General features: G+C 30.4%; 20 protein-coding genes and 1 other RNA gene. 2 read left to right on the top strand and 19 right to left on the bottom strand.

Annotated elements, in window-relative coordinates; all coding sequences use genetic code 11:
• Positions 1 to 197 precede the first annotated feature (197 nt).
• Positions 198 to 1,427, top strand: coding sequence for a leucine-rich repeat domain-containing protein (locus I4U58_RS00605; protein ID WP_195928906.1), 1,230 nt, complete (start codon positions 198 to 200; stop codon positions 1,425 to 1,427).
• A gap of 215 nt (positions 1,428 to 1,642) precedes the next feature.
• Here I4U58_RS00605 and ptsP read toward each other — a convergent pair whose 3' ends face one another.
• The 18 genes from ptsP to I4U58_RS00515 form a co-directional block, all read right to left on the bottom strand.
• Positions 1,643 to 3,352, bottom strand: a complete 1,710-nt coding sequence (gene ptsP, locus I4U58_RS00600) for a phosphoenolpyruvate--protein phosphotransferase (protein WP_195928904.1) — start codon at positions 3,350 to 3,352, stop codon at positions 1,643 to 1,645.
• A gap of 146 nt (positions 3,353 to 3,498) precedes the next feature.
• The gene (locus I4U58_RS00595) at positions 3,499 to 3,759 is read right to left on the bottom strand and encodes an HPr family phosphocarrier protein (RefSeq protein WP_007287452.1); all 261 of its coding nucleotides are present in this window, start codon (positions 3,757 to 3,759) and stop codon (positions 3,499 to 3,501) included.
• Positions 3,760 to 3,790: 31 nt separating this feature from the next.
• On the bottom strand, positions 3,791 to 5,023 hold the full coding sequence (locus I4U58_RS00590) for a patatin-like phospholipase family protein (RefSeq protein ID WP_195928902.1): 1,233 nt from the start codon (positions 5,021 to 5,023) through the stop codon (positions 3,791 to 3,793).
• Between the two features lie 23 nt (positions 5,024 to 5,046).
• A complete protein-coding gene (locus I4U58_RS00585) occupies positions 5,047 to 6,990 on the bottom strand; it encodes an N-6 DNA methylase (protein ID WP_195928900.1) in 1,944 nt (647 codons plus the stop codon).
• 187 nt (positions 6,991 to 7,177) lie between these two features.
• Entirely contained in the window at positions 7,178 to 7,657 is a 480-nt protein-coding gene (locus tag I4U58_RS00580) for a hypothetical protein (protein WP_243269516.1), read from the bottom strand.
• Positions 7,644 to 8,567, bottom strand: coding sequence for an N-acetylmuramoyl-L-alanine amidase (locus I4U58_RS00575; RefSeq protein ID WP_195928898.1), 924 nt, complete (start codon positions 8,565 to 8,567; stop codon positions 7,644 to 7,646). Before I4U58_RS00575 ends, I4U58_RS00580 begins: the two co-directional genes overlap by 14 nt.
• 141 nt (positions 8,568 to 8,708) lie before the next feature.
• Positions 8,709 to 9,224: an amidase domain-containing protein gene (locus I4U58_RS00570; protein WP_195928896.1), complete on the bottom strand. Its 516-nt coding sequence runs from the start codon at positions 9,222 to 9,224 to the stop codon at positions 8,709 to 8,711.
• Positions 9,225 to 9,244: 20 nt separating this feature from the next.
• A complete protein-coding gene (locus tag I4U58_RS00565; RefSeq protein ID WP_195928894.1) occupies positions 9,245 to 9,904 on the bottom strand; it encodes a DUF3298 domain-containing protein in 660 nt (219 codons plus the stop codon).
• A gap of 166 nt (positions 9,905 to 10,070) precedes the next feature.
• Positions 10,071 to 11,426 carry an SH3 domain-containing protein gene (locus tag I4U58_RS00560; RefSeq protein WP_347708151.1) on the bottom strand — a complete coding sequence of 452 codons (1,356 nt, stop codon included), beginning with the start codon at positions 11,424 to 11,426 and terminating at the stop codon, positions 10,071 to 10,073.
• Positions 11,427 to 11,750: 324 nt separating this feature from the next.
• Positions 11,751 to 13,289, bottom strand: coding sequence for a murein biosynthesis integral membrane protein MurJ (gene murJ, locus I4U58_RS00555; protein ID WP_195928892.1), 1,539 nt, complete (start codon positions 13,287 to 13,289; stop codon positions 11,751 to 11,753).
• A 230-nt stretch (positions 13,290 to 13,519) separates the two neighbouring features.
• On the bottom strand, positions 13,520 to 15,514 hold the full coding sequence (locus tag I4U58_RS14010) for a sulfatase-like hydrolase/transferase (protein WP_195928890.1): 1,995 nt from the start codon (positions 15,512 to 15,514) through the stop codon (positions 13,520 to 13,522).
• A gap of 275 nt (positions 15,515 to 15,789) precedes the next feature.
• Positions 15,790 to 17,145 (bottom strand): L,D-transpeptidase family protein, encoded by a 1,356-nt coding sequence (locus I4U58_RS00545; protein ID WP_195928888.1) that lies wholly within the window; start codon positions 17,143 to 17,145, stop codon positions 15,790 to 15,792.
• 98 nt (positions 17,146 to 17,243) lie between these two features.
• Positions 17,244 to 17,681 carry a small multi-drug export protein gene (locus I4U58_RS00540; protein WP_295677328.1) on the bottom strand — a complete coding sequence of 146 codons (438 nt, stop codon included), beginning with the start codon at positions 17,679 to 17,681 and terminating at the stop codon, positions 17,244 to 17,246.
• Between the two features lie 166 nt (positions 17,682 to 17,847).
• Positions 17,848 to 18,882, bottom strand: coding sequence for a UDP-glucose 4-epimerase GalE (galE, locus tag I4U58_RS00535; protein ID WP_195928886.1), 1,035 nt, complete (start codon positions 18,880 to 18,882; stop codon positions 17,848 to 17,850).
• 201 nt (positions 18,883 to 19,083) lie between these two features.
• An RNA gene (rnpB, locus tag I4U58_RS00530) (RNase P RNA component class A) lies at positions 19,084 to 19,425 on the bottom strand.
• Positions 19,426 to 19,507: 82 nt separating this feature from the next.
• A complete protein-coding gene (locus tag I4U58_RS14295) occupies positions 19,508 to 20,557 on the bottom strand; it encodes a CAP-associated domain-containing protein (protein ID WP_195928884.1) in 1,050 nt (349 codons plus the stop codon).
• Between the two features lie 280 nt (positions 20,558 to 20,837).
• Entirely contained in the window at positions 20,838 to 21,893 is a 1,056-nt protein-coding gene (locus I4U58_RS00520) for an acyltransferase (RefSeq protein WP_195928882.1), read from the bottom strand.
• Positions 21,894 to 22,022: 129 nt separating this feature from the next.
• The gene (locus tag I4U58_RS00515; RefSeq protein WP_195928880.1) at positions 22,023 to 23,261 is read right to left on the bottom strand and encodes a nucleotidyltransferase family protein; all 1,239 of its coding nucleotides are present in this window, start codon (positions 23,259 to 23,261) and stop codon (positions 22,023 to 22,025) included.
• A 359-nt stretch (positions 23,262 to 23,620) separates the two neighbouring features.
• Here I4U58_RS00515 and I4U58_RS00510 point away from each other — a divergent pair, with 359 nt between their 5' ends.
• Positions 23,621 to 24,541, top strand: a complete 921-nt coding sequence (locus tag I4U58_RS00510; RefSeq protein ID WP_330605529.1) for an LCP family protein — start codon at positions 23,621 to 23,623, stop codon at positions 24,539 to 24,541.
• Positions 24,542 to 24,668: 127 nt separating this feature from the next.
• On the opposite strand, the gene I4U58_RS00505 is transcribed toward I4U58_RS00510, so the two are convergent.
• A complete protein-coding gene (locus I4U58_RS00505) occupies positions 24,669 to 25,559 on the bottom strand; it encodes a metallophosphoesterase (RefSeq protein ID WP_195928876.1) in 891 nt (296 codons plus the stop codon).
• Positions 25,560 to 25,593 lie beyond the last annotated feature (34 nt).

The raw sequence follows: 25,593 nt of genomic DNA, 5'->3' as shown, positions 1-25,593 counted from the left end.
AGGGTTTTTATTAAATTATGTCGATACCATTTACATATTTTAATGACTCTCTTATCAATTATTTTATCACTTGAATATCCATTTGAAAAGTGATATTATCTTATCATTATGATATGACAATTATAGGTAAACCCAGCAATTGATGGGTTGCCTATCTTGACTTTATATAAAAAATCAATTATATAAGGAGGAATACAATGCCGATTTTTGATGATTTACATGGAAATTTAAACGACGACTTTTTAGCAGATGATCCAGATAATTTGAAAAATCTATTTATAATAAATAATGCCGTAAGTTGTGTAAACAAAAGTGTTGAAAATGTATATATCCCTAGAAATGTTAAATCTATTCCATATCTAGGATTTTCGGACTGTATAAATTTAAAATCACTTCATCTACCAGACAATATATCTAATGTTGAAAGAGAGGCATTTTCTAATTGCGAATCTTTAAAAGAAATTGTCTTTTTAGGAAGTATGAAAGAACTTAACAAAAAACTTTTTGCTGGGTGTAGCTCACTTTCTGAAGTAATATTTCCAGATATGTTAGAAACTATCTCTGATGAATGTTTTTTAAATTGCACAAATTTGAAATATTTAAGTCTACCAGAAAGTTTAAAAACTATTGGAAAATACGCATTCAAAAATTGTAACAATTTATCTGATATATATTTGTCAGATGATATTGAAAATATAAATGAAGGTGCATTTTTTAAATGTAGCCACTTAAAAAATATAGCTCTTTCTCCAAAGTTAAAAATTTTAGATACGTATTTATTTGGATATTGCTCAAATCTAGAAGAAATTGATATTCCAGAAAGTGTGGAACTTATAAACGATTTGGCATTTTTTAATTGTACTGATTTAAAAAATGTGAAATTTTCACCTAATATCTCGTCAATAGGCTCACGAGCTTTTTCAATGTGTATTAATTTGAGAGAGGTTGATTTGCCTGATTCAATTTTATCAATAAAACAAGGTGCTTTTTCAAACTGCATAAAATTAAAAAAAGTAAAACTACCTAAAAATTTAAAATCTATTTCATCTGGAATATTTACCAACTGCAAATCACTAAGAGAAATTGAACTTCCAGAAAAGGTGACTTACATAAAAAATACAGCATTTTTAGGTTGCACAAATCTAAACAAAATAAAATTAAATCATGGGTTAAAATTTATCGGTTCTAGAGTATTTTGTGACTGCATAAATCTTGAAGAAATAACTCTTACAGAAACTATCCAAAATATCGAGGAATATGCATTTAGAAGTTGTATGAATTTGAAAAAAGTTGTTATACCACAGACAATAACATCAATAAGCGAATTTGCTTTTAAAAACTGTCCAAACTTAACAATCTACGGAAAGAAAAATTCGTACGCACATTGGTATGCAAACCAAAACAAAATACCTTTTAGATTTATGTAAATTTTATAATTTATAGTTTAATTTCCCCAGTCGTAGGAATAAAACCTACCGATTGGTTTTTTTTTTTAAATTCATGGCGCGGGCGACTTCATTCGTTATTTAAATAAAAAAAAGGTGTGAAGCAATATAGAAAATTAGTTTAATCTATATTTCTTTACACCTTTAAAAATTTATATATAAATTTTTCGGTAGCTATGTTTATAGCATTTATTTAATTAATGTTTAAAAGTTTCTGCTATAAATGCTTCTATTTCTTGTGCCGTTCCAAGTTCTAACACTTTTTCTGAGAATGATTTCATGTCGGCTTGACTCACAGAGTTTATTAATTTTCTAGCTGGTAATATTGAGATTGGACTCATTGAGAATTCATCAAGACCAAATCCTAATAATATTGGTATCATTCTTTGATCTCCTGCTGCTTCTCCACACATTCCTGCCCATTTACCTTCTTTGTGTGCATTTTCTATAACCATTTTTATTAATCTTAATACTGCTGGATTGAATTGGTTATATAAGTAGCTTATTTTTTGGTTCATTCTGTCTACTGCACAAGTATATTGGATTAAGTCATTTGTTCCTATTGAGAAAAAGTCCACGTGTTTTGCAAGTACGTCTGATATTACTGCTGCTGATGGCACTTCTATCATCATACCAACTTCTATATCTTTTGAATAAGCTATGTTTTCTTTATCTAGTGCTTCTTTTACTTCTTCACATACTGCTTTTGCTTGTAATAATTCTTCTAATGAAGATATCATTGGGAACATTATTCTTAATTTTCCATGAACACTCGCTCTATATAAAGCTCTTAATTGAGTTGTGAATATTTCTTTTCTATCTAGACAAAGTCTGATTGCTCTGTATCCTAAGAATGGATTCATTTCTTCGTCCATTTCTAAGTAGTCAAGTTTTTTATCTCCACCTATATCTAAAGTTCTTATTACAACTGGTTTTCCGCTCATTCCTTCAAGTACTGCTTTATAAGCTTCGTATTGTTCGTCTTCTGTTGGGAAGTCTACTCTGTCCATATATAAGAATTCTGTTCTATAAAGTCCAACACCTTCAGCGTCGTTTTTAATTAAACCATCTACGTCATTTGGAGTTCCTATGTTTCCTGCTAATTCAACATGTTTTCCGTCAGTTGTAACAGATGGTTGTCCTTTTAATAATTCTAATGATTTTTTATAATCTTCGAATTCTTTTTTCATTTGTGAGTATTTAGCTATTGTTTCTTCGTCTGGATTTACTATTACTTCTCCAGTATCTCCGTTAAATACAACAAAGTCCCCGTCTTTTATTTTTTGTGTAGCATCTGTTAGTCCAACTACTGCAGCAACTTCTAAAGTTCTTGCCATTATAGCTGTATGAGAAGTTCTACCACCGATATCAGTTAAGAATCCTAATACTTTCTTTTTGTCCATTGTAGCTGTATCTGATGGAGTTAAGTCGTGTGCAACTAAAACTACTTCATCTTCTAATGCAGCTAAGTCTACTATTTTTACACCTAGTAAGTGTCTTAATATTCTGTTTGTAACGTCTTTTATGTCAGCCGCTCTCTCTCTCATATATTCGTTGTCCATAGCTTCAAACATTCCAACGAACATCTCTTTTATTTCGTTTAATGCAAAGTCTGCATTGACATTTTCAGTTTTCACTTTGTCCATTGTAGAGCCTAGTAGTTCAGGATCTTCTAAAACTAATAAGTGTGACTCAAATATTTGTGCCTCTTCTTCACCTAATTCAACTTTTGCTTTATCTCTTACTTTTTCAAGTTCAGTTTTTGATATAGCTACTGCCTCGTTTAATCTAGCTATTTCTGTTTCTACGTCTGATATCGATTTCTTTTCTATGACTAATTCATTATGCTCTAATACTAACGCTTTCCCAAGTACTATACCTGGTGATGCTGCTGTTCCTTTAAACATCTTTTTTACTCCTCCTAAAATATACCCTTACTTCTTTTTATTATTTATTATTTTCACTTTTATTTTAACTTCTTTTAGATAGTTTGCAGTTTGATTTTTAAAAACCTGGGTTTCCCCAGGTTTTATATTGTATGTGGCTTTGGATATTATTCACCAAATCCGCTTTCGATTAATTCTACTAATGCGTCAACTGCTGCTGCATCATCTGCACCTTCAGCTTTAACAACTATTTCTTCACCTTGACCTAAACCTAAGCTCATTATTCCCATGATTGATTTAGCATTTACAGTTTTTCCTTTAGCTAATACTTCTACTGTTGAAGTGAATTCAGATGCTTTTTTAACGAACATCCCTGCTGGTCTAGCATGTAATCCTGTTGCATTTTTTATTACTACTGTCTTTTCCATTTTGTACCTCCTAATTAATACACATAAAAACTTATATAGGCATTTTTCTTAAACTTTGATTTTTAAAATCGTTTAGTAGTTTATTTGTTATCGCCTTTTCATTTTTTTCTTTTTTATTTAACAAAATAATGGATTTATTTTCATTATTTTCATAATCGAAATTAATTGAGTCAATTTGTGAATTGACTGAGTCTATAACCTTTGAAAAATCGTATAAATTCAAAACGTCTATATTATTTTCCTCAAGTTTTCTTTCATATATACTGTAAAAAATATCTTTATATGTAAATTCCTTTTCCAAATGAAACATATCCCCAAGTTGTGGTATGATTTCTTCTAATAAAACTCTTAGGCTTGGTTTTCTCCTTATTTTTAAGATCTTGCATATGTATTCTATCGTTTTTATATCTATGTTACTTATCAAATTAAAGCATGTCTCTTCGTCATATATGAAATCTGCATTAAAGAAATACTTCACCCCATCGTATCTTTTAAATACTTTCATTGTATCCATATATCCAAGTTTGAACAATGTCTCCATATGATCTTTGTCCTTGTTTAGAGAACCTCCCAAAACCATCGAAGGTTTTATCACTGTTAGATTTAAATCTACATATTTTTGCAAACTTTTATCTCCTGCGGCATCATTCGATAATCTAATTACTATTATATCATTATATCCTTTATTCGCCAATAACCCAACTGGCGTATTATCTGATAAAAAGCCATCTAGATAACGTTTATCTTCAAATTTATCTAATTGAAATATAGGTAAGCTCGAACTTGCGATTAAATAATCTACCAATTTCCCCTGCGGTATGTCCTCTTTCATCAAGTGTTGTGGGATGATTTTTTTGTCTAAGTATACTGTTACTAATCCAAAATCTTTTGATGAATTTCTTATTTTTTCTTCGTCTATATTTTCTTTTAGTAAATTTTTAAGAGGAGTTATATCTATTCCTTCGTTTTTTCTGGCTTTATTCATAAGATCTATGACTACATTTATATCTTTTGCCTTAAACTCCACATTTTTATATTTTTCATAGAAGTCTTCTTCTATGTCCATAAAACTTTTATAATCCCTATTTAACCAGATGTCTTTCATTATTTCATAGTCCCCCTGGACTATAAATGCTGCATTTAATGCCCCAATTGAAGTTCCAACTACACCGTCGAACTCGACACCTAATTCTTTTAAAGCTTTATAAGCCCCTAATTGGTAAGCACCTTTAGTGCCTCCCCCTTCTAATACTAAACCTTTCATTTACATCACCTAATTTTTAAGTTTTAATCCAAATTAGTGTCATGATTTAAATTTAAAGATTTTTTAATTATTTCCTCTATTATATTTTCTATGAAATCGATTTTATTTTCAAGGTAATGTTTTTCTTTTAAGAGCGAAATATTTTTGTCTTGTATTTCCATAACGTTTTCACAAGTTGTTATTTTAGTTAAATCGCTTGAAATTGCTAATTTTTTTGAAGTACTTTCTAATTCATTTATTATAGATAGTTTTTTTCTTGAGAGGAATATTATTTCTTTTGATAATGACTCTATTTTCTTGTAATTTTCATCTTTAAAAATCTTTAATTTCATAACTCTATTCGGATAATAATCGAATATTTTTTTGCCCATTTCTTTACCTATTATCTTAAAATATTTATCGTATACTTTTGAATTTAATAGCCCGACTAAGTATTCATATGAAAATTCATCTTTGTATTTTTCTTTTATAAAAAATGAATACACATCTGCACTTCCATAGCTATTATCAAAGTCTATCGCAAATCTGTTGTTTCTAGACTTATATGGATACATTATCTTTGTCTGCTCAAATAGAGATTTTTCTCTTCCCCACTGAAGTTCGTACCATTTTCGGCTATTTCGTATACATTCTCTCCTATTTTGGAGCTTTTGTTTATATGGCATAAAGTAATTATCTATAACAAATGGATGGTCCTGTTCTGTTTTTATGTCGTTTGAATATATCAATTTATAATTTGAATTATCAATTATGTACTTTTCGACATTTGTATTTTTAATCCAGTTTTTTAGTAGATTTTTGTCTATTTTACTTATATTTTTATCGTCTTTATTTACGACAAATGCCTTGTCGCAACCTGTGATTATCCCCTGAAAACTCTCACCTATTTCATCTAAAAAATATTGACACTTATTTTGGATTTTGTTATAAAATTCGAATTCTACCTGGTCTAGCATTAACCAATCTTCCCCAAGTGACTCGATATTTACCATGATTTTTTTAAAATTATCTTGTTTTAAATATAATCCTAAGTTGTCTATTTTCTTTATATTGATATTTTCATCTATTATTTTATAGTATTGTATGTATTTATCTTTTTTGTTTTTATGTTCAAACACTACGATACAACTTGCAATTCCTAGGTTTGAGAATAAATTCGCACCTAGAAAGTCAACTATATTGTCTATCTTGGCATTGTCTATCATGTATTTTCTAAGATACTTTCCAGATGGACTCTGCATAAAATACCTCGGTGTAATAATCCCTGATTTTCCATCTTCTTTTAATAAATCCAGTATTCTTTTATAAAAGCAAAAATAAAGATCCCCTTTGTTTTTATATACATCACCAAATTCCTTGTATAAAAATTTTTTATATTCGTTGTCTAAAAGCTTTTGACCAATGTATGGCGGGTTTCCGACAATATAGTCAAACTTTTTTATAGAAAATACTTCGCATAAGTCTGTTTTTAAGCTGTCAGCACAAAGTATATTGAGATTTTTCTCGTATTTATCAAACAAAATCTCGTCTAGCTCGTCCTCACTAATTAGAAATTTATCTTTATAAATTTCTCTAAGCTCATCTTTTAAAATATTCATAATTTGTCTTTTAAATATAAATAATGCATCTTCGTCTGTATCTACTGCAAAAATGCAGTTTTTTATAATATGCAGACTTATATCTTCTGATGAAATAAAACCTCTTCCATATTTAATCCTTAAATTATCTATATTTTCCAAAAACTTTTTATGAAGTATTTCATATGCACTTATTAAGAAATTGCCACAGCCACAACACATATCGAGCACCTTTGGATACGGCTCATCTACTACATCGTGCTTTTGTATTGTCTGCTCTAATATATACTCCACAACAACGTATGGCGTATAATAAATCCCCTGATTTTTTCTCTTTTTAATATCTAAATTATTCTCATACCTCTTTGAAACTTCAAAACTTTCTTCCATAGTCGCCCCCCATCAAATAAATTTAAACGAAATCACTACTACTTAAACTAAAAGTTAGTCCTGTAAATAATTATATAGTTATATTTTGATTTCTGCATGTAAAAAAGCCAAATTTAGATTGATTTTTATCTAAATTTGGCTTTAGAGTATTGCCAATTTTATTTGATTTTGTATTTAAGCTAGTTAATTATATCTGGTTATACATACTCTCCCCTAGGATTTCTTCAAACTTGTCGTATGCATTGTGGACAAGCATGTGATAAAGTGTTCTCAATAAGTCTATCGCTACGTCTCCGTTGAAATCTTGTGATAGTGATACATAAGGAATTTGGACTAAAAGCTCGTCATTTCTGTTTAGTACAAATTTTTCTACATTATGTATACCGTTTAATTCATTTATTAATTTAATTATTATGTCTTTTTTGGACTCGTCTGCTACTTTCCCGAAAAATATCGTGATTGTAGTGTAGGCAGATTCGTCTAGTATTATGCCTAATAAAAATTTGTTGTTTTTGTATTGTTGTAGTGATCTGAAAAACACCATTTTTTCGTTTTTCACCACATCAAAAATCTGTGACATTTGATTTTTTCTCAAAGATTCTTCAATTAAAATTTTCTTTATTTCTAAATCAGCCATATCTGCACTTCCTTTTTTATTTTTTGGCATCTATATAAGTTAATATCCCTTGTGCTATACCTTTCGCTAATTCATTTTGGTAATTTTCATCTTTTAAATTTTTCTCCTCACCAGAGTTACTTAAAAATCCACATTGAATATATATAGAAGGCATACTGTTATCTCTCAATACACTCATATTGTATGTATTTGTTCCTCTATTTTCGGCTTTTACAAACGCTACTATAGAAGTTTGCATAAGACTTGCAAAGTCAGCCGAGCCATTTTTGGAATCTTTGTGGTATATAGTTTCTATTCCTGTGGCTTTTCCTGTAGTCTCAGCAGCCATATGGATAGATACAAATACCTCAGCATTTTGGCTTTCTGCTAGAGATTTTCTTTCGTCTGGGCTCATGTAGACATCATCTTGTCTAGATAGTATTACGTTGATATCTTGTTGTTTGTTTAACTCTTTTGCTACTTTTTTTGCAATTTCTAAGTTTAGTTCTTTTTCTTTTATTTTGTCATTTGTTATATATCCTGTTTCGTTTCCGCCACAACCAGCATCTATAAATACGTTGTGTCTAACTTGTAGAGTTGCTTCTTTTTCGTCACCTACGTCGTATTGTTCGTCGGTGTTTACGTTTGAAGTGTCGATAGCTCCACCTGTCAGAGAATTTTTTAGTGATATTACATTTGGCCAAATAGTACTTACGAAATTGTATGTTTTCTTTCCTATAAATCCTACAACAGAAATCAATATGATTAACCCTACTAAAACTATTAGTTGTTTTTTCCTTTTAGTTGATGATTTTTTTCTATGTAAACCTTTTTGTTTTTTGTTTTTTCGCGGTTGTGTAGGCCTTTGTGCCGTCTTTGTCTGCGGTCTTCTATTTTGAGTATTTGTTTTATTACCTTGATTTGAGGTAGTTCTTGGATTATTTGTTCTTTTCTTAGTCACTGAATTCACCTTTCCATTTTAGGTTAAATTTATATGCCCTAAATTAAGTCAATTCTGAGCATATTTTACATTATATATTATAAGGTAATTTTATCATTAAGAAAGGCTTTTTTCAAATATTATTAACAATTTAATCCTCTTTTACTCATAATATCCTAAAATTTTTATATATCGCTTTTCACCTTGTTTTTGGCTAAGAGGAAAGTTGTATAAATCATATGTGTGTTGGCATACTAAGTAGTCGATTAAATACCCTCCATCTAAAATAACATCTGTGATTATCATGTTGTGATATGCTAAGTCATTTTCGTATATAAGTTGTACAATATCTCCTATTTGCAATTCGTTATATGATACTTCCACAGCATATATCCCAAAGTTTTGGGTGTCTTTTGTGTTGTTTTTTGTGATGTATTTGTAAAAAGGCTCGGCGGCTGTCCATGTAGGAGTTCTGTTCATATCGCTATACCAATACCACTGTTTTAATATATCATTTCCATGATGATCAAAAGGTATACCTCCTTCGTGTAGACATTGTGACACAAAATTAGTACAGTCCCCTCCCCATTTTTCATAATCTTTGTAGTTTGGGTTTCTGTCTTGTGCCCAATCAGTAGCGTATTTCACCGCCAATTCTCTATTATATCGGACAAACATTTTTTTCACTTCCTCAAAATTTAATATAAAAATATATTTTTCAAAGCATAATCGCTTAGAATATTCTTTATTTTTTTAAATGATATTGTAAATTCAATTAGATTGCAGACTTGACTTGTTAATTCAAAACTCGATATGCAGATTACTAAATCTCTACCATTAAAATAGAAAACTGGATCTTCACATATATAGATAGATTCCATCATCAACTCATATAAATCATAAGTTATGTGGCTTGTATAATTATCCAAAATCTCGTAAATCTCTTCCATTATATAACTTTGGATTATTTTTTCATAATCAACATCTTCTTTAAAAATATCTTCTAAGGTAATCTTTTTCATTAAATCAAAATCGTAATTATAGCTGTAGATATTGCTTATGTCAGTGAGTCCAATAATTTGAGAAAACTCCATAGGAATGCTGACAATATTTCCTCTATTAAATGCAACGTTGTATTCCGAAATAACATTTATATTTCCAATTATTATTTCATCACAATAAGTGTAGATAACCACTTCTTCAAAAATGCTTACCTCGTTTAATATTGATTTATTTACCTCTTGTGCAAATTGTTGAATCTCTTCGCCTTCATCATCCACCTCGATTTTCGGATAATTTAAGAAAAACCTCATATTTTTTACCTTTTTATCTATTAATCCGCTCGTAATATTTACCATACCAATTTCCTCCAATTACCTCTATAATAGTAAATTTTATGAATCAGAAACATAGTATATTCTATAAAACGCAAAAAAGACCACGTAAAACGACTATTCTTTTTATTTCGAATAGAAGTTTTGTGGTCTTCTTCACAATATAATTATTTAATGTAAAAAATATTTATTATCCGATAATTCTTCTAGCAGTTACGTATCCTTTTACGTAATATGAAGAATATAAGTTTTCGTATTTAACACTTTTTCCAGGACTTGGAGCATGGATAAATTGTCCGTTTCCAACGTACATTCCAACGTGGCGTATTCTGTTTGTTCCACTGTTGAAGAATACTAAATCTCCTGGTTGTAAGTTGCTTTTGCTTACATATCTACCGTTTGATGCTTGAGCAGCAGAACTTCTATTAATAGTTATTCCAGCTGCATTTTTGTAGCAGTAGTACATAAGTCCTGAACAGTCAAATGAGTTTGGTCCACTAGCTCCATAAACATATGGTTTACCAACTTGTCTTTTTACCATATTTACAACAGCTTGAACTTTTGCATTTGTGCTTGTTCCTGTATTTGTATTTGTATTTCCTGATGTAGTTCCAGAAGTACTTCCTGAAGTTATACTAGATGAACTTCCTGCTGTTATTGTTAAGTAACTTCCACTAACGCATCCTGTTGTTCCATTAGCTAATTTAACTTCATACCAACCATTGCTGTATTGTTTTAGTATTCCTACTACATTTCCTTTTTTAACACTAGATTTCGCGCTGTAAGATGTAGATGGTCCACTTCTAACGTTTAATGATGTCGCATTAACTTTACCAACTTTAGTTATAGTTGAGTAACTTTGTACTACATAAACACCACTTTGTGTATTTGTGTTTGTGTTAGTATTGTTATTAGTTGTTCCACTATTAGTACTTCCTGTTACTTTTACATAAGTTGGTGAAACATATCCTGTTTTTCCTGTAGCAGTTGTAACTTTGTGCCAACCTGTGCTAGCAGTTTCATGTATAGTAACATTGTGTCCTTTTGATAAAGTTGTTACTATAGAGTATGCTGTGCTTGGTCCAGATCTAACATTTAGTGATGATGTAGTAACTGTAGCAGTTTTTTTAGCAGTTGCTGTAGTTGTGTTATTGCTTCCAGTATTTTCAGATACTTGCCCATCAACTTTTATGTATTTGTTGCTTGCATATCCAACTACTCCTGCTGAAGTTTTTATTTTATACCAGCCAGTAGCGCTATCAGTATCAGTTATAGTAACTGATTGGCCATTTTTTAAAGCTCCTACGATTGAGTAAGAAGTAGATGGTCCCTTTCTAATATTTAAAGAACTTGCTGTAACTGTTCCTGTTTTTGATGATATTGTTTGAGTTTTATATAATGAAGTTGTATCTGTATTTTCGTTTTTTGCTGCGTCTGCTGTTGTTGTTTGCCCAGCTAAAGAAACAGATGTTGCAACCATTCCTAGAGCTAATGCTTTTGATAGTGTCGTTTTTGTTTTCTTTTCAGTAAACATGATTTGTGACACTCACCCCCTAATATTATAAATTTTATTTCCTATTTATTCTAACATACTTCAAAACTTTTTTCTACAAAGCCAGGTAATTTATAGTTAGTTTTTGGCTTTTTTGGTAAATTTTTTTACATGTTTTATTCTACTTTTTCTTTTTAATTTAAAGTATAAACCAAATTTATTCGATTTTAAATTTATTTTAAGTTAAATTCATTTTATTTTTTAATAAATTTACATACACAAATTTAAACCTAAGTTTTTGGCTGTTTAGGGGTATGATTCTTACTTTTCCAAATCAAAATTGTCACTATCAAAGTAGTTTATTAAAACTAATATAGTTTATCTAGAGAAGAAGTTTTTTATACTTCCTTCTAAAACTTTAATTTCTTCTACTTTAAATAATTTTATACAAATTGCATATACTACAACTCCTAATAAAATCGCTCCACCTAAAGACGCACATTCTCCTATAAACGATAATCCTAACATTGAAACTAAAGCGTCGTAAGTAAATAATACTACTATCGACATAGCAATTGATGCAATTATAGATTTTATAAGAACTTGTGCTACTGCTCTACCGTTAAATGAGCCTACCTTTTTTCTAAGGCTGAAGAACATCAGAACTACTGTAACCATGTATGAGATACTTGTCGCCATAGCAAGCCCCATATAACTAAATGGTTTTATAAATAATAAGTCTAGTATTATATTTATAATTACAGCGATTGATGAATTTATCATTGGTGTTTTTGTGTCTCCCAATGAGTAAAACCCTCTGCTCAGTATTTCTTTTACTGCATATCCGATTATACCTATTGCATAAAATCTAAGTGCGTTTGAAGTCATAAGAGTTGATTCGTGGCTGAAACTTCCTCTTTCTAATAAAACTCTTACGATCGGCTCTGCTAATAATATCGCTCCGAATACTATCGGTACAACGACTAAAATTATGCAGTTACTCGATTTAACCATTATCTTTTTGAAGTTTGTTATGTCTTTTTCGTTTACAAACTGAGATAATTTCGGATAAATAACAGTAATTAAAGATGTTACGAAAATAGCAACGACAAAGTCGTTAAGTCTTGATGCGTAGTTAAGAGCTGATAATTTACCATCACCTAAAGTACTCGCAAGCGCCTTATCGACATATACATTAAGCTGACTCATCGCAACCCCCATCATCATAGGTATACTTAATTTAATCATTTTGATGATGGATTCGTCTTTTATATTCATATAAAAGCTGTATTTATATCCTCTTTTATACATGCAAGGAAGTAGTATGATAACTTGGACAAAAAGACCTACTAATGCTCCAATCGCCAAGTAATAACTTCCGTATTTTACACTTATAAATATTGCGCCTATTATGATTAAGTTGTAGACAACGCCTACAATTGACGCTGGCAAATAGCTGTCCTTCACTTGTAAGAAGGATGACTGAATCTTGTTTAAAGATAAGAATAATACACCAAACATCATAATACGCAAGAATTTTACTGCTAGTGCGAATTTTTCTCCAGTAAATCCAATCGCAAAGATTTTGATTATTTCGGATGCAAAAATTATTCCTAAGATTGAAACTATTATTGAAAATACTGATAAAATATTTAGTATATTATTTGTAAATTTAAGCGATTCCTCTTCGCCGAGACGCTCTTTCGTGTCGTAGTACATCGGTATGTACATCATGTAAATTACAGAACCGACAATAGATATAATAAGCCCTGGGATATTTAGAGTAAGTACAAATACGTCCGCAACCATACTTGTTCCGTAGAAATTCGCAAGTATTGTCTCTCTTAAAAATCCAAGTACTCTAGATAACAAAGTCGCCACCATAATTATAACTGCATTCTTCGCAGTCCTAGACATCAGCCCCACCTCCTAATAATGTTTGTTTTAAATTTATAATTTAGCAAATTAATATTAAGTTAATTTAAACAAATAAAGGGGATATAAAAATCTCTAAGTATTTTTATATCCCCCACTTATGTTTATAAGTTATAATCAGCTTATTTTATAAATTTTACTAAACCTGTTTCATAGCTTATAATCAGTTTATTTGATAATTTGTGACTTACTTGCTAATTTATTTTATAAAATTATTTGCTAGCTTGTAAATCGCTGTATTTGAAGTCTTGTGTCGAACTAAGTACTACACTATTACGTCCAATTTGTTTTATTGATATTGTGTCTAAGTTGTCTATTTTATCGACTTCTAAAGTGTTTTCGTCTATGAATTTTTTATCGACTTGTTTGTCGTTTAGGTAAACTCTACTGTTTGTAGTGAAGTTTGCTCCATGTATAATCATTTTATTTCCTTTAGTTTCGATATTGTTGATTACGATGTCTTCTACTCCCATTTTAAGAGTGTTTTTCTTTGCTTTTTCGTCATCATTTATGTAGTATGATTTTCCGAATAAAACATCGTATTCTATAAGGTCTTGCATTTTTGAGAATTCTGGATCATCTTTCATATATGTGTTGAATCTCTCCATTGGACCGTATTTTAATCCTGCTTCTTTAAACATTAATGAACTTAATTCATAAGATTCTATTTCGTCTATATCGTATTTTTCTATGTCGAAGTTAGCATAAAATGCAAATGGGGCTTTGTATTTATCTAAATAAAAATCGTCATCTTCAAATATTTTAAGCTTTGGCATATGGTCAGAGTAGAATAAGATTATTGTGTCTTCGTCTCTTTTATTTACCATATCTACTAGCTCTCCAATAAAGTCGTCAGTTCCTTTTATTTGGTTGACATAGTAGTACATTTGGTTTAGAACTTTTTGGTCTAATGTACCTGATACTTTTATTGGGAAGTCGTAGTTTTCAGCGTCTGTAGGATAACTACTGTGACCTTGAACGCTGACTGTATATACTAAGTCTGAGTCTTTTGTAGAATCTAATGCCTTTTCGATATATTTAGTTAAGATTACGTCTTTTACCCATTCTCTTTCGTTTAATTCATAGTTGCTCATGTACTCTTTTGATGTAAAATCATCAAATCCAAGTTTTGCATAAGCGTTATTTCTTCCGTAGAAGTTACCTTGGAAGTTGTGGACTGCATGAGCTTTGTATCCTTCTGATTTTAGTGTTGTTGCTACAGAGTTATAGTATTTACTCTTAAGTATTGTGTTGTATGGGATTTCTCCAGGTGTAAGGTAGTCGATGTTGTTTCCTGTCATAACTTCAAACTCTGTTCTTACTGTTCCTCCTCCTGTTGTCGGAGCACTTGCCATCCCATGAGTAAATGTCTGTGTTAACTTTCTGAAGTTTGGTATTGGGTCTTCGCTGTATTTGATTCCCTTTACTTCAGTAGGATCCATAAACGCCTCAAGCTGAACAAATAGTATGTTTGGCTTTTTGTTGTTTAGTGTTCTGTTGTCGCTTGCTTCAGCCTTGTCCACCTTGTCTTTAATTTCTTGTATCTTAGCTTGTGAGTAGTCGTTTGGTTTTTTTCTGATGTATTTAACGCATGACTCTACAGTTGAATAAGTCAGACCGTTGCATTTATATGATGCAGGTATGTCCCATCTTTTAAATTGCATTATATTTTTTGATTGTTGAGATCTTACTGTTGAGAAAAATCCTATTGATACTATAAATATAAGTACAAAGTTGATTAATTTAAATCTTTTTGTATCACAGTCTAATTTATATAAAAATACTGCAACTGCTATTAAGAATGCTAAACATATCACTGCTATTATTATCATAGTTTTGTTTATGTATTTATCGGCTATTTCCATAGCTTCTCCAATAGAGTATAAATCAGAGAAAGTAAGCGGGATACCTCTAACTTTCATTAGGAAGAAAGTCGTAATTGCTACTCCTAATATTACCATAAAGGAAATAAAATATACCATATATTTTCTTTTTACTAAGAAGAATATAGATGTCAACATAAGTATTAGAAGATAATTAGCCAAAACTACTCCTGGCTTTTCTTTTATCAATGTTATTACATCTTCAAAACTGCCTCTTAGTAGAAATTCAGTTGCAAATACTAGTACTAATCCTCCGATTAACCATAATAAAATTTGATGTATTGTCCTTTTGTCTAACTTAAATATTTCGTTTAATTTCTTCACAACATTCCCCCCTAAATTGAAATTGTCTTATTTTTATACTCAATACATTGAAATAGTTCGTGTTACTTAATTTATTATAGAACAATAAATTTTAAATTTCAATTAAGTAGGGCGGATAAAACCTTACAATTTACTTACAATTAAAAAAATACTGCCTAATGTAGGTTTGTTTTACGTTAAGCAGTATTTATAACAAAAATAATTATATTCGTATTTTAAAGCATAAACTACAATCCTTTGATCGGTTTGTAATTTTACTTTTCATTTGTTCTATTTTAGTTTGCAATTTCGCTTTGCATTTGTTCTACGTTTTCTTGTTGTGAAGAATTATCTTCTTTTGAAGAGTTATCTTCATTTTTCACATCGCCATTTGTATTATCTTGATTTGGTGTATTGTCTTCTTTATTTTGATTATTATCTTGGCTTGGTTGGTTGTTTTCTGGTTTAGTAGTGTTTTGACTTGGTTTATTAGTAGAATTATTTTCTGAACCTTGGATTAATACTCCATTTGCATCAAATTCATATACAACCCCGTCAATTGTTTGTTTTCCAGTAACCATAACACCATCGTCACCTAGATAGTATTTTTTGTTTCCAATTTGAGCCCAGCCAGTGCATAACTTACCAGTTTTCTTGCCGAAGTAGTATTTATGTTGACCGATTGTTTGCCATCCTGTACGTCTAACTCCATCTGTACCTAGATAGTATTTTTCTCCGTCTACTATAACCCAGCCAGTTTGTTTAGCACCATTTGAACCTAAGTAATAAGTCTTGCCACCTATCTTACTCCATCCTGTATATAATTTACCTGATGTTTTGCTGAAGTAGTAAGTGTTTGAACCGATTTGGCTCCATCCTGTATATAATTTTCCGGTAGTTGTTCCGAAATAGTACTTCTTGCCGTCAATTGTTTGCCATCCAGTTACTTTTACTCCGTTTGTGCCGAAGTAGTATTTACTTCCATTGATGTTTGCCCAACCTTTATATAATTTTCCTGTAGTTGCTCCGAAATAATATTTATTTCCATCGATTGTTTGCCATCCTTTAGCTAATGTACCATCTGGATTTTTATAATATGTTTTCTTGTTTTCTGTGTACCAAGTAGCTTTTAATGTTCCCATATTATAGTATTTCATTATATAATTATCTGATTCACTAGTATTTTTGATTAATACTGTTGTTCCAACTGGGACTTGGTCAAATAACCACTCAACCTCGCTATTGTGCATTCTTACGCATCCTCCAGTTATATTTTTACCTATTGATGATTCATTATTATTCCCATGAATAGCGTAAGTAGTTCCATAAGTTCCGTTGATATTTAGCCCCATCCATCTTTTTCCCAAAGGATTATTTGGTGCTCCACCTGGAATATGAGTTTGATAATATGGTCTGTTTTTTATTTTATTTACTATTGTTGTTTTACATTGTGGTGTCGGAGTTCTAAGTTTTCCTGTAGAACATCTAAATGATCTTACTAGAGTATAATTAACGTAATAATTCAACGTATTTTTCTTTGAATTTACAACTATAAGATATTTTGATTCTGCACTACTTATTGGTGCTGTACCAACTAATATAACTACTACTGTAAAAAGTACAATGAAAATTTTCTTGAATGCTTTCTTCATACTCTTACCCCCTCTCTACAAATATATTAGCACCTTTTACCATATTTTACCTTATTTTTCTTTGCGAAAATAAGTTAAGATTTTGTTACCATTTTTTGTTATATTATGTGATAAGAGATTAATGAAACTATAATTCCCGATAAGCAGTTTCCTATGAAAACACCTGCAAACGCCTCTACTATCCTCATTCTAAGAATTGATGCAATCGCCGCAGCCGTCCAAGTCCCCGTTGTTGGAAGTGGTATTCCGACAAATAATATTATTCCAAGCAAAGATGCTGCCTTCATTTTTTTCATACTATTTTCTATTTTTTGATCTATTTTATTTAACAATTTTACGAAAATTTTTTTATCCCTCATAAATTGTACAATATGCCTATAAGTCAATACTAAAGGCACCGAAACTAATGTCGACCCAGCAACGCTCGCTATATAAACCCCAATTGGATTTAAATCTAGCGCCATCCCAATCGGTATAGCTCCTCTAAGCTCTGTTACTGGTATCATTGATAAAATTAAAATTCTTAAATACTCCACGTTTCCTCCTATTGTAGCTAAAAATTTTTATTATAAACGCAAATTGACTAAAAGCCATATATATTATATATCATACTTTTAGTCAATTTTTTATTAATTATATTATAAAGCTTTCTTAAATTTTCTTAATTTATCGATTATAAAATTATTGTGTATATTAGAATTTTTATTTAGCAGTTTGAAGTTTTTTATCTTTATATCCGTTTGGATTTTTACTTTGCCAGTTCCAAGAATCTCTGCACATCTTGTTTACATCGTATTTTGCAACCCAGCCTAATTCTTCTTTAGCCTTGGTCGGATCTGCATAACACATAGCGATATCTCCAGGTCTTCTATCTACTATTTTATATGGAATTTGTACATTACTTGCTTTTTCAAACGCCTTTACTAAATCTAAAACGCTGTATCCTGTTCCTGTTCCAAGATTGTATGTAACTAATCCTGGCTTTTGGTTTAATTTTTCAAGTGCCTTGACATGGCCATTTGCTAAATCGACAACATGAATATAATCTCTTACACCAGTTCCGTCGTGTGTATCATAATCATTTCCAAACACACTAAGTTGATTTAACTGACGAACTGCTACCTTAGTTATATAAGGCATTAAATTATTTGGAATTCCATTTGGTTCCTCTCCTATAAGACCGCTTTCATGCGCGCCAATTGGATTGAAATATCTAAGTATTGCAACATTAAAATCTTTATTAGCATTGCAGATATCTCTAAGAATCTCTTCTATCATTAATTTTGTTGTTCCATAAGGATTTGTTGTTGAAAGTGGAAAATCTTCCTTTATTGGACAAGTTTTTGGATTGCCATAAACAGTTGCAGATGAGCTAAATACAAATTTATCTACCCCAAACTCCCTCATTAATTTTAATACTGTTAAAGTATTTGTAAGATTGTTATCGTAATAATCTAGTGGCTTTTCGACAGATTCACCAACTGCCTTAAGCGCTGCAAAATGTATTACTGCGTCGATTTTATTCTCCTCAAATACCACTTTAAGTTTTTCGCTATCTCTCGTGTCGATTTCATAAAATTTTACGCGTTTTCCCGTAATCTCCTCAATTCTATCCAATACAATAGAACTACTATTGCATAAATTATCGACAATAACTACTTCATACCCAGCATTGATTAATTCTATGACAGTGTGGCTTCCTATGTAACCATCACCCCCAGTAACTAAAATATTCATTTGCCTTCCCCCCAATGGACTTTATACAGTCAGATTTATAATTACCCCTTTTGCATAAAAGTATCACAGTTGGTATGAAACCGCAATAAATTAGATTACTAAATATCTAAACGTGGGTTATGATGTAGTTTTATGTTACAAAATACTATTTTTTGCACAAAAAAACTGCAATTATTAAAATTGCAGTTTTACATTCATGGTTAATTAAGCAAATCTATAAGCGGAGTTCTGTATTTGATAATCATCTTTCTAGGCTTATTGTCACCAATAAGCTCGAGCGGCCTACCTACCGGAGGATGCGAGCAACATCCCTTATGCCCTATCTTGGCCTTGCTCCAGGTGGGGTTTACACGGCTCGACTAGTCACCTAGTCGACGGTGAGCTCTTACCTCGCCTTTTCATCCTTACCACATAAAGTGGCGGTTATTTTCTGTTGCACTTTCCTTAGGATCACTCCCACTAGGCGTTACCTAGCACCCTGCTCTATGGAGCTCCGACTTTCCTCACGCAGCTTGCGCTGCCCGCGATTATCTGGTCTACTTAATCGAATCCTATATTAACACATTTGTTTATTTATGTCAAGCATATATTTGAATTTTAATTATATTTATTCTAAATTATATACTTATCTATAAAAGTTTTGTGTTAAGTACATGCTTGAGCTTCCACCGAATACAACGCCGACACCTATGTATCTATAGTTTCCCAATATATTCACTCTGTGCCCTTCTGAATTCATAAGTGCATAGTGGGCGAAGATTGCGCTAGTTTGTCCAGCTGCGATATTTTCTGCGGCACCTTGATAGTTGATTCCATATTGAATCATCCTATCAAATGGACTTTGATTTTTTAAATTAGTATGTGAAAAATAGTCTTGGTCTCTCATGTCTTTGCTGTGAGCACGAGCACACAAAGTAGCGTTTTCATCATATGAAAGCATATTTAGTCCTCGTCTGCTTCTTTCCTCATTTATCAAATATCTGTTTATATTTTCAAAACTAGTAGTAACAGACTCATCAGATGTATAAATTTCAGCCATATTTTCTTCTGTCTTTTTGCCTATAATTTGTATTCCTACTACTTTATTATCTTCAAATGAATCGTAAAAAACTGTGATATAACTTGATTTTGTCTTAATCAAATTATAATATTTTTCATTTAAGATATATCTAGTGTTTTTTATTCGTCTATAATCAAGTAATTTATGCTCACTTTTCACTTTACTTTCCACGTCACCTAGTTTTATACCATTAGATTCACATGAATTCATAGTATTACTAAATAATGCTACGACTTTATTTTTAGAAATCCCTATCATACAGAACTTATCTATATCTTGATTGTATACATACCATTTAAAACCATACTCGCTACCTTCTTTTTTATTTGGCTCCCCCATTTTAGAGATTACATTTTTAACACTTTCTCCTAGCTTTATTGTCGAGTAATTATCAAATGAAACTGAACCATTATAATCTGATACACTTTCCTCTACATTATTTTCATCACCAATAGCAGAATTATTTATGTATTCATCTTCATTATCTATTTTATTTATTATATTGTTTACATTTCCTTGCACATAACTTATTAAATTATTAGATATATCTTTTAATGGCGATCTAAATATAAATACTATTATTAAAATAGTAAAAACGTTAAAAAATTTTTTCACAGCAACCCCTCCTAATCAATCTACAGATTATAACTTGCACTCTTGAATATTATATTAATCAAATTTGACACTAAAATAAAATAACCTCTATTAAAAATTCGATATAATTATCTTTATAGCCACCTTAAAATGTCAAATATCTACAATAAATTCATAAATACAACTAATATCAAGTTACTAATATACAAAACTACAGTATTTATAGACTTTATATAAAAAAATAGTACTCCACATCAAAATAGTTGAAATGAAGTACTATATATATTCATATTAATAGAATCTATCTTCCTCCTGTAAGAATTTCATAGAATCTATACATAAACCTTCTTAAGAACATAGCCACAAGTACACATACAGTTATTGTTATAACTGGAGCTACGAAGAAGATTATTAAGCTGCTCATATTACTCATAGGCATAACTTTAAACCATATCTTTTTAAGGATAGATTGGAATGGTATGTGGAAGAAGTATATAAATATTCCGTATTTAGCCATTTTGAATTTCTTATTTTTTATGTTGTCTATTCTATCGTATAATAACCACATAAACGGAACACCAAATAAGATTACTACATTCTCTGCTAAATCTAATAATGGTAAATCTGTGTACATAAGGGCTGCCCTAACTGCACACGCTAATATATATATAATTCCTATTACTACAACTTGATTTTCTGTTACTGATTTAAAGCGTAAGTCTACTTTGTTTATTGCAAGAGCTGCCCCTATTCCAAATAACATGAATGGATAATTAAATATTTGTAATATCCATACTCCTCCAAACATCTCTGATATTGGATATAAGAACCAAATTACAATAAATATAGGTAGTGATTTTTTGCCTAATGATTTAATTATATAGTAGAACACTGGTGTTAATAATACATCTAACATCAATGATCTTATATACCAAAATTGGTATGGTAGTGGATATACGTATGTATTTACGAATAATTCCTTTAAAGTATAGTCTGTTATTATTCTGTCTGAAAATAAAGCCCTACCAGCAGGTACTAATTCTACTAAGTATAGTATAACTAACCAACCTGTACACCAAATTACATATGGTATAAATAAACTATGGAATCTGCTTTTAAATTTGTATTTCCATTTTTCCATAGTAGGTGTGAAATTGTAGAAGAATAAGTATCCTGATATTAAGAAGAATACAGGAACGGCAATTCTGACAATCCCTTGACCTATAAAGTTTTGTATTATTGAATTTGCGCTTATTACGTCTTTTGCCGATTCAAGATTGTTTGAATGTAGTAAAACTACAAAAAACGTCATGAATAACGACACATTTTTTATCTTATTACTGATATATTTATCCATTCTGCGTTTTACCTCTTCCCTCTTTTATTTATTATTTTTAGTCAAAATCTAGATTAAAAATACCATATTTCCAGTATATTTTCAACTTACAACAATATTACATTTTTCTTAAATTTACTATTTTCGACTTTATTTTATGATTTTATATTCTTTTAATAGCTCTATTCTCTGTTTTCCCAATTCCATAGTATTTATATAAGATGTTGTGTTGTTTTTATTTTTCTTTAAATAAGATAAAATTCTTTGTGTCCAAGCGATAGGAAGAAGAATCGGATGTTTTTGTAAATATGTATAACTTCCCTTTAAATAGTCTACATTTGGGAATATCGCCTTAAATCTATTTGTGTTATTTTGCCCTTCGACTGCATTTAAAGTCATGAGCGCTGTATGTTTTCTCTCTTTTGTACTTCCGCCAAAGACTCCTGCATTTAATATGTCGTTAATTAAATCATAGCTATTTATGTAGTAGTCCTTAGAATTTATAATTATGTTAAAATCTCTAACCCCTTCAGGATATATAGCTTTAGTATAATCAAATCCGAGATATTTTAAACTTATATCGATTAAATTTAGTGCAAAAGTATCGTAATTTAAGATTTTTAAATCACTCCAGAACTTTTCCCAATTTATAAATTGATTATAAGTTTCTATGTATTTGGAGAAATCGGCAACTTGCCTTATGCCGAAACCTCCATGTAAAAAGTGTTTCATATTGTGAAATACAATATATATAAGATGTTGCTCATGTGATAAAGTTTTGATATCAATGCCGTCTATGTTTATATTTATACTATTTTCAAATATATTTTCAAATACTTTATTTAGATGTCCATAAGCCTTTGATTCAACAGGAAAAAGGCTTGTACTGACTTCTATACAAAGGCCTGTTTTTTTACAGAAATACGCACACTCATTTCCCTCTTTTTCAATAAATTCAAGCCCCTCATTACATAAAATTTCTTTAATCTTTTCGTAGTCTTCTTGCTTTACTAATATATCTTCATCCGACGACATCCTATCATCTGGATTATTGTACATATTTCTAAAAATTATACCTTTAAATATAATTGTTTCTATATTTTCTTTCTGTAAAATTTTATAAAGTTCTAAAAACCTATTGCTGCGTTGAATTTGAGATACAACTAACCTAAGAGCAACTTGCTTAAACATTCTTTTAAACTCTTCATCAGCATTTTTAAAACACTCTTGATTATATAAAGCACTGTATATCATAGGCAAAACGTGATGAATTTCAGATAAACGATAAATCTGTTTCAAATCTTGTGAATCAATATATCCCCCTTCATAAGTACCATTATTTAATGATGACTTTAATAAGTCTAAAAACTGTAAATTAAACTTCTCCATATTTCCCCCTTTTATTATTAATATTGTATAGAGTTATTTTTTATATTTAGTTAGCAAAATCTTTTTAATTACTACATTAATTATAATTTATCTACATCTTTTGAGCTATCTAAACAGTATATTTTTTATAATTTCTTGTATATTTTCCATATTTCTTTTAATTTTACATATTGAACCAATTTAACTTGTTGTATATAATGAATATAATGAAAATTTAAGGGGAGGTGAAACGCTACGATAAAAATATTTATCAGTAGCACACATATTTGGGTAAATTAAAAAACTTTTTTACTTTTAAAAAGGTTACTATAACCTTGCTAGTCTTACTTATTCTAATTCCACTAATTACATTCGGGGTTGTGTTAATTAGAATAAATTCGGCTCATGTAGAAGACAACTACAACTCTCAATACCAAAAAGTAGAGGGAATAACAAACATACTTTTATTAGGTACAGATGGTCGTGAAAACGAAGATAAATATAGATCAGATGCTATGATGATTCTTACTATCGACACAATTCACAATGATATAAAACTTACATCACTTGCACGTGATACATATGTAGATATCCCAGACCACGGAAAAGGAAAACTTAATGCTGCTTATTTCTGGGGCAAAGAAGATTTATTATTTAAGACTATAGAACAGAACTTTAAAATAGGACTTGATAAATTTGTCCAAGTTGATTTTGAAGACCTTATGAATATAGTATTTGTTATTGGTGGTGTAGACGTAGAGATTGAAGAAAGAGAAATTCAATCTTTAAATGAAGGTATTCCAGGTGCATATAATTCATGTACTTATGCAGATAAAGGCGAAATGCAACTTATAAACAACGCCGGAAAACACACTTTAAATGGATACCAAGCAATCGCCTATGCTCGTATGAGATACCTTGATAATGGTATATACAGAGATGGAAGACAACGTAAAATAATTTCGGGGATGTTTGATGGAGTAAAGGACCTTTCAATGTCTGAATATCCAAAACTACTAAACACACTACTGCCTTATGTAAAAACGAACTTGACAGTAGGAGAAATGCTAAACCTTGCATTTACTTCATATAGTTTTGCAACATCAAAAGAAATCAAACAAGCAGAATATCCAATAATCGACGATAAGCACGTAAAAGGCGGAAAATATAAAAACGCAGGTTGGGTATGGTTGTATGATGTGAACTCAACAGGAGTACTTCACGATTTCATATATGAAGATATTAATATGGAAGATAATGAGTATTTAAAAGATGATAGTAAAATAGAGCTTAATTATTAGGATAAAATAAATAACTTTATCTATATAAAATACTTAAATTTAGTTATATAAAAAGTGAATTGTAAAATGTTTTAAAGTTTTGCAACTCACTTTTTTTAATCTTTTTATCTTTAATTATTTACGATCATTATTTCTTTAAATTCACTACCATAATCTCTGGAACGTTATTAAAACGAGGTAGCTTCTGAGTATTTGATCCAAGTCCACTTGTAATTAATAATTGCATATTGTCCTTTTTATAAAGACCATGGATGTATTCTGGGAAGTAGCCTTGATCACCGCCATAAAGCCCTCCTAAAAACGGTACTATAACTTGTCCACCATGGTCATGTGAACTTACAACTAAGTCAATATCCCAAGCTTTTGATGCTTCACCAAATACAAAACTATCTGGTCTGTGACTCATCATAATTTTATAACTCGACGTATCTTCAAATTCTGTCAAAAAGTCATATATTCCATCTCCCATATCATCACGCTTTGTTGTTCCATTTGGATCAAACGCATATCCATACATTCCACCAATACGAATATCGACACCATTTACCTTTATATCTTTGTACTCCATTTCTAATAAAGTTGCCCCTGTGCTTTTTATTTCGTCTAATAATTTTTCAGAATGTTGATTTTCCATATATTCTAGCTCATGATTTCCCAAAGCATAATAAACAGGAGCTATCTTTACAAGTCTTTTTATAAAACTCATTGCAATGTCGCTGTTTTCAGAATCGTCGTTTAAAATATCACCATCTGCTATTATAAAATCTGGATTCTGTTCTTTTATTTGTTTTAATAATTCTCTGTCATCGTCTTTAAAAGTGTTGTCGTGTAAATCACCTATCACTACGAATTTTACTGAAGAATTTATTTTGTCGCTATTTATATCGTAAGAATTTACTGTTAGGTGGTTGTACGAAATGTATACTAGATAATAGCAAACTGAAATTGCTATTATTATTAGTGCACAAATTATACACAATACTATCTTTAGTTTTTTCTTAGTTTTTTTATTACCCATAGTTATTCCCCCTGACTAGCTAAATTTATATAAT

This window comes from Clostridium sp. 1001270J_160509_D11, from assembly GCF_015667935.1.
Lineage (GTDB): Bacteria > Bacillota > Clostridia > Peptostreptococcales > Peptostreptococcaceae > Intestinibacter.
This window is presented reverse-complemented; position numbering and strand designations above follow the sequence as displayed.

Coding starts and splice junctions, on each gene's coding strand:
- I4U58_RS00605 (WP_195928906.1), top strand. CDS start 198: ATGCCGATTTTTGATGATTTACATGGAAATTTAAACGACGACTTTTTA.
- ptsP (WP_195928904.1), bottom strand. CDS start 3,352: ATGTTTAAAGGAACAGCAGCATCACCAGGTATAGTACTTGGGAAAGCG.
- I4U58_RS00595 (WP_007287452.1), bottom strand. CDS start 3,759: ATGGAAAAGACAGTAGTAATAAAAAATGCAACAGGATTACATGCTAGA.
- I4U58_RS00590 (WP_195928902.1), bottom strand. CDS start 5,023: ATGAAAGGTTTAGTATTAGAAGGGGGAGGCACTAAAGGTGCTTACCAA.
- I4U58_RS00585 (WP_195928900.1), bottom strand. CDS start 6,990: ATGGAAGAAAGTTTTGAAGTTTCAAAGAGGTATGAGAATAATTTAGAT.
- I4U58_RS00580 (WP_243269516.1), bottom strand. CDS start 7,657: ATGCCAAAAAATAAAAAAGGAAGTGCAGATATGGCTGATTTAGAAATA.
- I4U58_RS00570 (WP_195928896.1), bottom strand. CDS start 9,224: ATGTTTGTCCGATATAATAGAGAATTGGCGGTGAAATACGCTACTGAT.
- I4U58_RS00565 (WP_195928894.1), bottom strand. CDS start 9,904: ATGGTAAATATTACGAGCGGATTAATAGATAAAAAGGTAAAAAATATG.
- murJ (WP_195928892.1), bottom strand. CDS start 13,289: ATGTCTAGGACTGCGAAGAATGCAGTTATAATTATGGTGGCGACTTTG.
- I4U58_RS00545 (WP_195928888.1), bottom strand. CDS start 17,145: ATGAAGAAAGCATTCAAGAAAATTTTCATTGTACTTTTTACAGTAGTA.
- galE (WP_195928886.1), bottom strand. CDS start 18,882: ATGAATATTTTAGTTACTGGGGGTGATGGTTACATAGGAAGCCACACT.
- I4U58_RS00520 (WP_195928882.1), bottom strand. CDS start 21,893: ATGGATAAATATATCAGTAATAAGATAAAAAATGTGTCGTTATTCATG.
- I4U58_RS00515 (WP_195928880.1), bottom strand. CDS start 23,261: ATGGAGAAGTTTAATTTACAGTTTTTAGACTTATTAAAGTCATCATTA.
- I4U58_RS00505 (WP_195928876.1), bottom strand. CDS start 25,559: ATGGGTAATAAAAAAACTAAGAAAAAACTAAAGATAGTATTGTGTATA.